Raw genomic sequence first — 12,095 nt, forward strand, 5'->3', positions numbered from 1 at the left:
CCCGCAGACTGCGGGCGGACGCCCGGCCGTGCGACCCATGCGCCCCGCTCCGGGCGGCGGCATGCCGGCGAGCCGCGCTCCGCTGGCGACGGCGCCGAAGCTCAAGGAGCTGATGACCCGCTACTACCGCGACCTGCAGGAGGCCGGCACCGACCCCGACCGCCGGATCGCCTGGTGCTCCGGCACGGGGCCGGTCGAGGTCCTGCGCGCCCTGGATCTGTCCGTCTACTTCCCCGAGAACCACGCGGCGCTGATCGGCGCCAGCCGCCAGGCGGGCAAGTACATCCCCAGGGCGATGCAGGAAGGCTTCTCGCAATTCGCTAGTTCGTCCATGGCCAGCGACGTGGGCGCCATGCTCGCGGGCGACAGTCCCCTGGTCTCCGTGTACGGCGTCGCCGGTCCGCCCGCGCCGGACGTGCTGGCCTACAGCACGAACTACGGGTACGACCTGATCCGCTGGTTCGAGTACTACGGCCGCCACTTCGGGGTGCCGGTGATCGGCCTCCATCCGCCGGCAGCCCTGGACGAGATCGGCCCCATCGAGGTCGACTCGGCAAGCCGGCAGATCTTCCACCTGATCGAGAAGCTCGAGCACGCGACCGGTCGCAGGCTCGACATCGACCGGCTGTCCGAAGTGGTCAAGCTGACCAACACATGCACGCGTCTGTGGCGTGAGATCCTGGACATGTGCCGCGCCATGCCGGCGCCGCTGACCTTCTTCGACATGCTCATCCACATCGCGCCGTCCATCGTCATGCGCGGCACGCCGGAGGCCGTCGAGTACTACACGCTGCTGAAAGCGGAGATCGAGGAGCGGATCGCCTCGAAGGTGGCCGCGGTGCCGGGCGAACGCTTCCGCTTCTTCTGGGAGGGCCCGCCGATCTGGCCGGCCCTGCGGCAGCTGGCGGACATGTTCCTGAACCAGAGGACGGCGGTCGTGGCGTCGACCTACTGCGATATCGCCGCCCTCGACCGCATCGACCCCAAGAACCCGATCGAGAGCATGGCGCGCGTCTACACGGGCATCTTCCACAACCGGTCGGACGGCTTCAAGGAGGACTACCTCGTGCGCCGCTTCCGGGACTTCGGCATCGACGGTGTGGTCTACCACGAGGGTCGTACCGCGCCCTACCAGAGCAACGTGCGTTACGGGCTCGAGGTCAGGCTCAGGCGCCGCACGGGCCTGCACGCCCTCGTGCTCGAGTCGGACACCCACGATCTGCGGCTCTACTCGACCAACCAGATCATGCAAAAGCTGCGCGATTTCATCGAGATGCAGGAGCTGGCGTCCAGCGACGTCGGCTGAGCGGGAACGCGACGGGAGCGGAAACATGAAGGACCGGAAGACGATCGGCGTCGGCATCGACGTGGGCACGGAATGCGTCAAGGCGGTGGTCATCGACGCCGAGGGCAACCTGCTCGGAAGCACGGTCGTCGCCCGCCGGGGCTACTTCCAGGACCGGGTGACCGAGGCGTTCAACACCGTGCTCGACGACGCCCACGTGGGCGCGGACGACCTCTCGGGGATCTGCGCCACGGGTTTCGCCGAGAACTGCGTGCCCATGGCGACCACGTTCCGCGGCGAGACGGCGTGCCACGCCCTCGGCGCCTTCCATCACCACCCCCACGAGATGACCGTCGTCAACATCGGCGGCCGCGACCCCAAGGTCGTCCACGTGAACGACCGCGGTCATCCGACGGCGATCCACACATTGCGGCGCTGCGCCGCCGGCATCGGCACTTTCCTGATCTTCGCTGCCCGTCATCTAGACGTCAGTCCCACCCGGATGCAGGAGATGGCCGCCATGGCCGAGTCGCCCGTCGACGTGGGCAGCTACTGCTCCATGTTCTCCGGACAGGACATCCTCGAGAAGCTGCGCGACGGCGCCACGCGGGAGGAGGTCGCCCTCGGCTGCATCCACTCCATCGCGGACCGCGTGGTGGAGATCGGCCACTTCCGCGGCACGATCCGCGTCACCGGCGGCGTGGCCGAATACTTTCCCGGCGTTCTGCAGGCATTGTCCAATAAGATCGGGATGCCTGTCGAGGCCGTACCCGAACCCATCCTGGCCGGCGCCCTGGGCGCGGCCCTGTGGGGCCTGCGGTCCCGACAGATGGATCACTGCAAACAAGGAGAAGCATGATGAGCGAGCGCACCGTCGATCGTTGGATGATGACGTCGCAGGGCGAGCCCTGCGAGCTGCGGACCGAGCCCCTCGCGCCTCCCCCACCCGGCGAGGCCGTCATCGAGGTGGCGGGCTGCGGCGTGTGCCATACCGACATCTCCTTCCTGCACCTGGGCGTGCCGACCCGGGCGCCGGCTCCCCTGACGCTCGGGCACGAGATCAGCGGCACGGTGCTTGAGGCGGGCGACGGCGTGGACAAGGCGCTGGTGGGGCGTACCGTGCTGGTGCCCGCGGTGATGCCTTGCGGGGAATGCGCCCTGTGCAAGGCGGGTGAGCGGCGGATCTGCCGCGGACAGGTAATGCCAGGCAACGACCGACACGGCGGCTTCGCGAGCCACGTGACGGTCCCGGCGCGCTACCTGTGCCCGGTGCCCGACACGGTGCTGGCGAACCACGAACTGTGGGAGCTGTCGGTCGTGGCCGACGCGGTCACCACCCCGTTCCAGGCGGTGCGCAGCTCGGGCCTGACCGAGGGCGGACTGGCCATCTGCATCGGCGCCGGCGGCATCGGCATCCACGGCGTCCAGATCGCGGCCGCGACGGGTGCCAAGGTGATCGCCCTGGACGTGGACGCCGACAAGCTGGCGCTGGCCGCCGAACACGGCGCCGACGCCGTGATCGACGTCAGCGGCCTGTCGATCAAGGAGATCAAGGGCCGCGTGAAGGAGGTGGGCAAGGCCCTCGGGATGCCACCGGTCTGCCAGCGCATCTTCGAGATGTCGGGCACGAAACCGGGCCAGGAGACGGCCTTCGCCCTGATGGGACAGGGCGCGCACCTGTCCATCGTGGGCTTCACGATGGCAAAGCTCGAGGTGCGTCTGAGCAACCTGATGGCCTTCGACGCCACCATGCGGGGGAACTGGGGGTGCGATCCGGAGCTGTACCCGGAGGTGCTGGAGTGGATCGGGGCAGGGCGGTTGAAGGTTTCGCCGTTTGTGGAGAGGCATGGGTTGTCGGAGATCAACGAGGTGCTGGATGCTGCTCATGCGGGGACGCTGAAGAAACGGGCGGTGCTGGTGCCGTAAGGAGGATGGGGATCTGGGTGGCGTGGTGTGACGTGTGGGGTGGGTTTGGGCTGCCGTGAATCGATCTGCGTTCCTTGTTCGGCCTAAGGAGCCATATATCCTCCGGGCTGCGAGCATTGACGACGACCCAGTTGACGCGGCAGAAGCGCTTCGCGACCATTGTTCCGTATATCTAGCTCCAGAGGATCCGCGGGGAGAATCGGAAACAGTCCCGCTGGCGAACTTTTTCAAAGAGATCTTCGAAATGGAACTCGAAGCTTGGAATCTGGACGAAAGCCAGTGGCCCAAGACAAGAGATCTGGAGACGTTCGAGCGATGGTTCGACGTGACGGGTCAGTCTATCATTGTAGATCTTGGAACAAGCAGGCTTCAAGTTGAGGAGCTTTGAGTTGTATTGACCGCGACTTGATCTGACAACTACCCCTCTGAGTTCTAACACGAGCTTCCAGCTGCCGAAGCCACTTGTCGCGCCCCTGGCAGGGCCGGGGCTGCACCCAACGTCTTTGCAGCTGAAGCCAACGCGATCTTGATCGTGGCATATCGTCGAACTGCATATGCCCGTGGCCGATATCCCCACGGGAAGGCTTCAGATGATGGATCCTGTCAACGTCAAGAACAAGAACCTCCTGGGCAGGCTTGGTACAGTTTGTCTTTTCCTTATTCTCCCGATCAAGCTGCTCAGATTCGTTACCGCAGTAAACATGCCGCTGATCATTGGAGTAGCTCCCAGTATCCTCGGCTCTTCCGGATTGTTATTCCTGCTCCTCTCAAGTACTGGACGACTCTCACGCCTGACGCCCCTTCGGGCGGCATTCATAGCCGGCGCCGTCGCGGTCGGGTTGGAGTTCCTCCAACTTGTACCTCGGCCCGGCATTCTGGCTCGAGTGCGATACACCTTCGACTACCTTGACTTGGCTGCGAGTCTGTCGAGTATCGTTGTAACCTATTTCGTGATCTGGGGGATCACCCAAAGAGCCTAACCAGCAGAGCCATCATGACATTCCAGTCCTGATTTCAAACTTGGCATCATTGATGACCACCACCAGGCCGATACTCAACTTCACGGCACCGATATCCGGCGTCGATCAACAACCATCACAACAACAAACGTCACCAAACTCACCACCCACAGGAAATACACCGGATGCGACACAACCCGCCACGACTCCGGCACAACCAACCACACGACCAGCGCCAACTTCGTCATCCCCAACGTCCAAACCGCCGACCCCCGCCGACACGCCCCCGGCCACAGCATCGTCATCAACACCACCAGCGTGTACGAAGTCGTCAGCGTCAAAGCCACCAGCAGCATCTTCAAGATCCCGGTCACCGTCAGCGCCAACAAGAACGTAAACCCACTGAGCACGAGCACCGTGATCCGACAAACCAGCTGATCCCGTGCCGCACTCAGATCCGGTGCCCAGAACCGCTTCACCAGATCGTTGGACACCAGCGTCGCGCTCCCGAGCAGCAGCGCCGAGGCTGTGCTCACGTCAGCAGCCCACAACCCAGCCAGGATGATCCCAGCGGCCAGCGGAGGCAGCCCCAGCACGACTCTTGGCAGCGCCTCAGCCGGTACGATCCCCGGGTACAGCACGACGGCGGCCATGCCCAGCAGTGCGCTGATGAACCCCACCGGCGCGATGATCGCCGCGCCCAGCAGGTAGCCCCGGCCGGCGGTACGCTCATCCTTGGCCGCGAACCCCACCTGGATCACCGACTGGGTGGAATGGGCCATGGTGATCATCACGATGAACCAGGCTACGATCAGCCCCATCCCCACACCGTCGAGGTCGAACCCGGGATGGCCCGCCGGCAGGCGTGCAACAATCTCCCCCACGCCCCCGAGCTCGCGGACGGTCAGCACGGCGCCGAGGCACACTCCGGCGTAGATCACGATCACGTTGACCACATTGGTCAGGCCCGCGGCCCAGAAGCCGCCGATCAGGGTGATGCCCACGAAGACGGCGGCGGTGACGGCCATGCCCGTACGGAAATCGAAGACCTCGGGGAGCAGGGAGGAGAGGATGGCGCCGCCGGCCACGTACTGCAGCGAGGTGATCACGATCTGGATGACGAGCTGCCCCAGCACGCCGAGCACCCGGCCGCCCACGCCGTAATGGCGCTCGAACAGTTCGGGCAGGGTGGTGATCTCCCAGCGCCGGTAGCGCCGCGCGGCGAAGAGGCCCATGACCGCGGCGCCTGCCGCCCAGGCCGCGTTGTACCAGCCCGCCGAGATACCCACCGTGTAGGCCCGCTCGGCCACGCCGATCGTAGAGGCGCCGCCCACCGCGAGGCCGGCCAGCAGCGACGCCACGACCACCGTGGGCAGGCCGCGTCCCGCCAGCAGGTACCCCACAATGCCGCCGCCGCCTCGCGCGGTAAGGCGCCGCGCCCACCAGGTGACCCCGAAGAGGGCCACCAGGTAGACGACGATCACGATCAGCGGGACGAGATGGGCCATGGCCTACTCGATCCTGATCCGGACATCGACGGCGCTTGGAGACTCGCCGGCCGGGTAGGCGAACACCGGGTTGAGATCCATCTCGACGATCTCCGGCGCGTCGGCCGCCAGCCGGGACACGCGCAGCAGCAGGTCCTCCAGGGCGTCCATGTCGACACCCTCCTCCCCGCGCAGGCCATCGAGCACGGCGCGGCCCCGGATCAGCCCCATGAGCTCGCGCGCCTCGGGCCGGCTCAGCGGGGCGACCGCGGCCGCCACGTCCTTCATCACCTCCACGAACACGCCGCCGAGGCCGAACAGCACCAGGCTGCCCAGGCCGGGCGAGACCGTGGCCCCCACGATCAACTCGCGGCCCTTCGGCTTCTGTTCCATGAGCAGGAACCCGATCCCGTCGCCGGGGAAGGCGGCGCGCATCTCGGCGAAGGCGTCCCGCAGTTCCTCCGCGTCGGCGATGTCGAGCGCCACGCCGCCGGCGTCCGACTTGTGGACCACGTCGGCCGCATCGACCTTCAGCACGCAGGGGAAGCCGGTCGTCGCCGCGGCGGAGGCCAAGTCGCCTTCGCTGGCGATGGGCGCGACCGCTGGCACCGGCACGCCGTATGCGGCCAGCAGGGCGAACGCATCCACCTGCGGCAGGTAGGCGTCGGCGCCGCGGTGGCGGGCCAGGATCGCCTCGGCGACGGCGCGATCCACGTCCAGGTCGGGAGCGTCCTCGCGCGGACGCGCACGCAGCCGGGCGTAGCGGTTCATGGCCGCCAGGGCGCGGGCCCCGTCCTCGGCGAACTCGAAGACCGGCAGGTCGGCGGCCCGCAGCTTGTCGATCAGCCCGTACATCTCGCTGTAGGTCTCCACGACCACGACCACCGGCTTGTCCGAACCCTCGGTGGCCTCCTTGATGCGCACGGCGATGGCGTCGGTGTCGGCGAACGGCGCGGTGACGAAGAAGACCAGGACCATGTCGGTGTCGGCCTCGGCCAGCAGGGTGCTCACGGCCGCGTGGTAGTGGTTGTGATTGGCCGTGGCGACCACGTCGACCGGGTTGCCCAGGCTCGCCTCGGCGAAAAGGCTTTCGCGCAGCTTCGCGGTGCCGGCTTCGGACCAGCGCGCCAGCTCGAGCCCCCGGCTCACCGACTCGTCGACGGCCTGGATGCCCGGCCCGCCCGTGTTGGTGATGATGCCGATGCGGTTGCCCGGCGGCGGGTCCTGGGTCGACATGGCGATGGCGGCCTTGACCATCCGGTGGGTGTCGGTGAACTGCACGACGCCGGCCTTGCGGTACATGGCCTCGGCCATGGTCGCCTGGTTCACCAGCGTGCCCGTGTGGGAGGAGACGGCCACCGAGCCCTCGGTCGTGCGCCCGGCCTTGATCGCGAGGATCGGCTTGTGCGGCGTGATGGCCGCCGCGGCCTCCAGGAACGCCCGCGGATCCTTGAAGCTCTCGGTCTGCATCATGATCACGCGGGTCCCCTCGTCCTGCCCGTAATAGGTCAGGATCTCGGGCATCGCCAGGTCGCATTCGTTGCCGTAGCTGCAGTACATCCTGTGGCCCAGGCCGACGTTGTGCAGGTGGAGCTTGAGCATCTCCCCCATGCCGCCGCCCTGGGCGACGATCGACACGTTGCCGGGCTTCTGGGGCACGAACGTGAAGTTGGCGTAGACCGACACGTCGGGATCGGCGTTCTGGATGCCCTGGCTGTTGGGGCCGAAGATGCGGATGCCGTTGCGGCGGGCCGTCTCGACCATCTCGCGTTCGAGGGTCTCGCCCTCGGGTCCCACCTCCTTGAAGCCCGCCGAATGCACGATGGCGAACTTCACGCCCTTCTTGCCGCACTCCTCGAGGACCTTCGGCACGAAGACGTTGCGGATGGAGATGTTGACCAGATCCACGTCGCAGGGAACGTCCAGGATGGACTTGTAGGCCTGCATGCTGCGGACCACCCCGCCCTTGGGATTGACGGGGAAGACCGGGCCCTTGAAGCCGTACTGCACGAGGTTGCGCACCACGATGTGGCCGATGGAGTAGGGGTTCGCCGAGGCGCCGATCACGGCGACGGCGCGGGGCCTGAAGAGTCCGTCCAGCATGCTATCCCTTTCCGTTGGCGCGATTCCGGTCATCCAGCGAACGGGCGGTCAGGGCGGCGCCCAGGGCCCCGGTGAACTGGGGCGCCTCGGGCACGATCACCTCGCGGCCGAGCCGTTCCGTGATGATCTCCACGATGGTCGGGTTGTGAGCGACGACACCGCCCGTGGCCACGACCAGACCGTCGAGCGGGTCCATCTCCACGATGCGCTCGACTACCGACTCGAAGGCGCCGCGGACGATACCCTCTACGGGCTCGCCGTTGCGCAGGTGCGAGAGGATCTCCGTCTTGGAGAAGACGGTGCAGAAGCTGCCGAGGCGCACGGTCCGTTCGGCGGCCGCCGCCAGCGCGTCGAGCTCGCCGACGGTCAGGCCCAGCCGCAGGGCGATCTCCTCGATGAACGCGCCGGTGCCGGCGGCGCACTTGCGGTTCATCAGAAACCCGAGGCGCTTGCCCCGGTCGTCCAGGCGGATGACCTTGTTGTCCTGCCCGCCGATGTCGACGACCGTGATGCCCCGGCCCACCGAGTGGAAGCAGCCGACGCCGTGGCAGTGGATCTCGGTGCGGGTCTCGTCGGCGAAGTCCACGTTGCCGCGGCCGTAGCCCGTGGACACCGTGACCGCGGGCCCGTCCCCGCGATCGGCGGCGGCGACAGCCTCGTCCAGGCACGCGCGCGCGATGGCGGCATAATCCACGCCCGAGGGACGGACGACGCGCGCCAGCACTCCGCCGGCACCGTCGATCAGGGTCACCTTGGTGGCCGACGCGCCGATGTCCACGCCGCAGTAGAAGTCGCTCATGCGCCCTCCTGCAGCTGCTCGGCCAGCGCCTCGAACTGGGTCCGCACCTGCTCCTCCGAGTAGAGCCGCAGGTCGTTCAGGTCGCCGTTGATGGTCACGTAGGGCACGCCGGTCTCGCCCGTGAGGCGCTGGGGCATGCCATAGCGGCAATTCGAGTTGTTGGGGCAGGTCTTGGCGTCGTGGTAGATGATGCCGTCGATGCCGTAGGTCTCGAACATGGTCTTCAAATACCGTTCCTTGAAGTCCTCGCTGCGAACGATGAACAGCTCGGTGTAGGCGCGGGCCATGCCCTCGAAGGGATCGGCGCAGTCCAGGGGTTCGAAGATCCAGCTGTTGCAGTAGGTGGAGGCCACCACGCACGCCCTCTGTGCCGAGAACAGCTCGGCGTGGTCGCGCAGCTTGCCCCAGACGGGCATGCCCTCCCAGTAGTAGCGGTGCCGCTCGCCGTCCACGGCGGCCACGCCGGCGGCGATGCGCTGTTCGAGCTCCGCGACGAGCACCTCGTAGTACTGCTCGGCCTCTGCGGTGCCACGCAGGACCACGGCCGGCCCCATGTGGATGGTGCCGTCGAAGAACGTTATGGGGCTGGGTCTGTGGACGGCCAGGCGCAGGACCTTCTTCCACAGCCGGGTGCAGCGGTACGACGAGGCCACGACCTCCTTGAGACGGTCGAGGTCGAAGGCCCGGCCCGAGATTTCCTCCAGGGTCGGGATCAGGGCCTTGTGCTGGGCGATGAGGCCGTCGAGGTGGTCGCGGGTGATCTCGCCCAGGCCGCGCTGGGTGTCGATGCCGATCAGGGGCACGTCCCACTCGCGCCGGTAGAAGGCGAACCAGTCCTGCACGTCGCGGCACTGGTTGGTGTTGTAGACCAGGATGTCGGCCTGCGGGAGGCCGGCCATGCCGAAGGCCTCTATCAGGGGGGTCTGCCGCTTGAGATACGACCCCACGTCGCTGGTCAGGTAGGAGCAGATGTCCGGCGAGTAGCCCCGGGCATTGGCCGCCGGGATAAGGTCGGCCGCCATGCGCGAGGAGCCCAGCACGGCGCCGTGGTTCTCGGGAAAGTAGACGAGGAAGCCGAAGGACCTCAGCAGTTCGGCGGGCCCCACGCTGGTGCACCAGGCGATCTTGCGGTCGCCGGTGCGGGCGGCCCGGTCGAGCTCCTGGAAGTAGGCGCCCATGAGCTTGCGCATCAGGCCCGTGGCCTGGATTTTCTTGATGCCGCCGGCCGGTTTGTCTCCCATTTTCCCTCCTCGTTGACGTCCTCCGCCACCCTACCACCGCAGCGGTGTCCATTCCATCCAGAATCGGGCGCGAATCGCCCGCAATCGCTTCATTGAAGGTTGAAATCCCACTTACGCGATGCGAGAATGGCCTTTCAGGCCCAACGAAACGGCGGTCTGCGGATTCGAGCGGCGGTGGTCGCCCATCGCCACATCGAGCGGCGGGTCGTCTCATGATTCCAGGAGGTCATCCATGATCGTCGGCGTCATCGGCTCCGGCTCCATCGGCCCCGACCTGGCCTACGGATTCGTCTCCGCCCTCGCCGGCGACCCCGAGTCGCGCGTCTACCTTCACGACATCAGGCAGGAGGCCCTCGACGCCGGCGCCGCCCGCATCAAGGGCTACGTGGCCAAGGGCGTATCCCGCGGCAAGCTCAGTCCCAAGGTGGCGGCGGCCATCGAGAAGCTGCTGGTGCCCACCCTGGAGCTGGTCGACCTGGCCGACTGCGACTACGTGCTCGAGGCGGCCACCGAGGACCTGAAGATCAAGAAGGTCATCCTGGGCAACCTCGAGCAGGTCGTCGGCGACGACTGCCTGATCGGCTTCGCCACCAGCGGCCTGCCCCGCGCGCAGATCGCGGCCGGGACGAAGCGGCCCCAGCGCTGCTTCGTCAACCATCCCTTCTTCCCCGCCTGGCGCGCCCTGCCCATCGAGGTGGTGCTCTCGGACGACGAGACCTGCAGCGAGCGCATGCTGGCCACGCTGAAGAAGCTGGGCAAGGTGCCGGTGGTCACCGCCGACGTGCCCTGCTTCGCGGCCGACGACATCTTCTGCAACTACTGCGCGGAGGCCGCCCGCATCCACGTCGAGGGGCTGGCCACGGTCGAGCAGGTCGACCGCATCGTCAACGAGGCCATCGGCGGCGGCGGCCCCTTCAACGTCATGGACCTGACCCGCGGCAACCTGCTCAACGTGAAGTGCCTGAAGCTGATGGAGGAGGCCGAGACCGGCTCCCCCTGGTTCGCGCCGCCCGAGGTGTTCTCGACCCAGGCCAACACGCCCTGGCTGGACCACGAGAATCCTGGCGAGTCGGCCTACCACGAGGCCCTCGGCAAGACCGTGCTCGACCGCATCCTGGCCGTGCTCCTGGGCCGCACCTACTTCGTCGTCGACCGGGGCATCTGCGATCCGGCCGACCTGAACTGGCTGACGCGCAACGCCCTGGGCTTCGCCTCGGGCCTGCTGGACCTGGCCGAGGAACTGGGCGCCGAGCGCGTCCGGGAGATCTGCACCGCCTACGCCGAGGCCAACCCGGGCTACGAGGTCCCGACGAGCATCGCCGGGGGAAAGCTGGCCGATTTCCGCCGCAACGTGAAGCTCGAGCGGGACGGGGAGCTGGCCGTCGTGACGATCCACCGCCCCGAGGTGCTCAACGCCCTGGACGAGCGCACCATGAACGAGCTGACCGCCGTCTTCGCCGAGCTGCGAAGCGACGACGAGGTGGCGGGCGTCGTGCTCACGAGCTACGGCGGCTCGCTGGCCGGCGCCGACATCAACGAGCTGGCCGTCCTGAAGACGCCCGAGGCGGCCGCCGACAAGTGCCGCCGCGGCCACCGGATCCTGCGCGGCATCGAGACCTTCGAGAAGCCGGTCGTGGCCGCGGTGAACGGCCCCGTCCTGGGCGGCGGCGCCGAGCTGTCCATGGCCTGCCACGCCCGCGTGGTCGGTCCCGGCCTGATGCTGGGCCAGCCCGAGGTCAACCTGGGCATCATTCCCGGCTACGGCGGCACCCAGCGGCTGCCGCGACTGATCGGCAAGGGGCCGGCCCTGGAGCTGATCCTGACCGGCGGCATGGTTCCGGCCGCCGAGGCGCTGCGGCTCGGCCTGGTCAACAAGGTGCTGCCGCCGGACGAGCTGCTGCCGGCGGTCCGGGAGCTGGCCGCCGGGCTGGCCGCGAAGTCGGCGGTCACCCTGCGCCTGGCCCTCAAGGCGGTCAACGAGGGGGCCAACATGGGCCTCGACGCCGCCTGCCGCCTCGAGGCGGGGCTGTTCGGGATCTGCGCGGGAACCGCGGACGCGGCCGAGGGCTGCACCGCATTCCTCGCCAAGCGCAAGCCCTCCTTCCGGGACCGGTGAGCGCCGGTTTCGGACCGGGCCGTCCCGCAAATGCGCCTTTTCTGTGGGGTGCCCAGTGATTATGTTTCGCCCGGACAGAAGGTTCACCGCTTCTCCAGATTCCGCGTGAGGTGAGATTCATGGCGAAAGAATCGGCGGCCGAAAAGCCGACCCTCGAGATCGAGGCCGAGTTCTGCAAG

The 12,095-nt window shown here is 67.4% G+C and carries 9 protein-coding genes; 5 read left to right on the forward strand and 4 right to left on the reverse strand.

The window, feature by feature from the left end:
- The 4 genes from KJ554_01015 to KJ554_01030 all read left to right on the forward strand — a co-directional run.
- Positions 1-1,306 (forward strand): 2-hydroxyacyl-CoA dehydratase family protein (locus KJ554_01015; protein MBU0740911.1); only part of this gene is annotated, 1,306 nt, incomplete at its 5' end.
- 25 nt (positions 1,307-1,331) lie between these two features.
- Entirely contained in the window at positions 1,332-2,144 is an 813-nt protein-coding gene (locus tag KJ554_01020; protein MBU0740912.1) for a hypothetical protein, read from the forward strand.
- On the forward strand, positions 2,144-3,211 hold the full coding sequence (gene had / locus KJ554_01025; GenBank protein MBU0740913.1) for a 6-hydroxycyclohex-1-ene-1-carbonyl-CoA dehydrogenase: 1,068 nt from the start codon (positions 2,144-2,146) through the stop codon (positions 3,209-3,211). The genes KJ554_01020 and had overlap by 1 nt, the downstream gene beginning before the upstream one ends.
- Positions 3,212-3,266: 55 nt before the next feature.
- On the forward strand, positions 3,267-3,599 hold the full coding sequence (locus tag KJ554_01030; protein ID MBU0740914.1) for a hypothetical protein: 333 nt from the start codon (positions 3,267-3,269) through the stop codon (positions 3,597-3,599).
- A 672-nt stretch (positions 3,600-4,271) separates the two neighbouring features.
- Here KJ554_01030 and KJ554_01035 read toward each other — a convergent pair.
- From KJ554_01035 to KJ554_01050, 4 genes are read right to left on the reverse strand one after another with little or no spacing between them, the layout of a single operon-like run.
- The gene (locus tag KJ554_01035) at positions 4,272-5,678 is read right to left on the reverse strand and encodes a sodium:solute symporter family protein (protein ID MBU0740915.1); all 1,407 of its coding nucleotides are present in this window, start codon (positions 5,676-5,678) and stop codon (positions 4,272-4,274) included.
- 3 nt (positions 5,679-5,681) lie between these two features.
- A complete protein-coding gene (locus tag KJ554_01040) occupies positions 5,682-7,760 on the reverse strand; it encodes an acetate--CoA ligase family protein (protein ID MBU0740916.1) in 2,079 nt (692 codons plus the stop codon).
- Between the two features lies 1 nt (position 7,761).
- A complete protein-coding gene (locus tag KJ554_01045) occupies positions 7,762-8,559 on the reverse strand; it encodes an ATPase (protein ID MBU0740917.1) in 798 nt (265 codons plus the stop codon).
- Positions 8,556-9,800, reverse strand: coding sequence for a 2-hydroxyacyl-CoA dehydratase family protein (locus tag KJ554_01050; protein ID MBU0740918.1), 1,245 nt, complete (start codon positions 9,798-9,800; stop codon positions 8,556-8,558). The genes KJ554_01045 and KJ554_01050 overlap by 4 nt, the downstream gene beginning before the upstream one ends.
- A 232-nt stretch (positions 9,801-10,032) precedes the next feature.
- On the opposite strand from KJ554_01050, the gene KJ554_01055 reads away from it, so the two are divergent.
- The gene (locus tag KJ554_01055; GenBank protein MBU0740919.1) at positions 10,033-11,916 is read left to right on the forward strand and encodes an enoyl-CoA hydratase/isomerase family protein; all 1,884 of its coding nucleotides are present in this window, start codon (positions 10,033-10,035) and stop codon (positions 11,914-11,916) included.
- Positions 11,917-12,095: the final 179 nt, after the last annotated feature.

The sequence above is a fragment of the bacterium genome (assembly GCA_018814885.1).
In the GTDB taxonomy this organism is placed as follows: domain Bacteria; phylum Krumholzibacteriota; class Krumholzibacteriia; order LZORAL124-64-63; family LZORAL124-64-63; genus JAHIYU01.

Bases quoted from the DNA above. Each gene is read 5' to 3' on its own strand.
- KJ554_01020 (MBU0740912.1), top strand. From the start codon at position 1,332: ATGAAGGACCGGAAGACGATCGGCGTCGGCATCGACGTGGGCACGGAA.
- had (MBU0740913.1), top strand. From the start codon at position 2,144: ATGAGCGAGCGCACCGTCGATCGTTGGATGATGACGTCGCAGGGCGAG.
- KJ554_01035 (MBU0740915.1), bottom strand. From the start codon at position 5,678: ATGGCCCATCTCGTCCCGCTGATCGTGATCGTCGTCTACCTGGTGGCC.
- KJ554_01040 (MBU0740916.1), bottom strand. From the start codon at position 7,760: ATGCTGGACGGACTCTTCAGGCCCCGCGCCGTCGCCGTGATCGGCGCC.
- KJ554_01045 (MBU0740917.1), bottom strand. From the start codon at position 8,559: ATGAGCGACTTCTACTGCGGCGTGGACATCGGCGCGTCGGCCACCAAG.
- KJ554_01050 (MBU0740918.1), bottom strand. From the start codon at position 9,800: ATGGGAGACAAACCGGCCGGCGGCATCAAGAAAATCCAGGCCACGGGC.
- KJ554_01055 (MBU0740919.1), top strand. From the start codon at position 10,033: ATGATCGTCGGCGTCATCGGCTCCGGCTCCATCGGCCCCGACCTGGCC.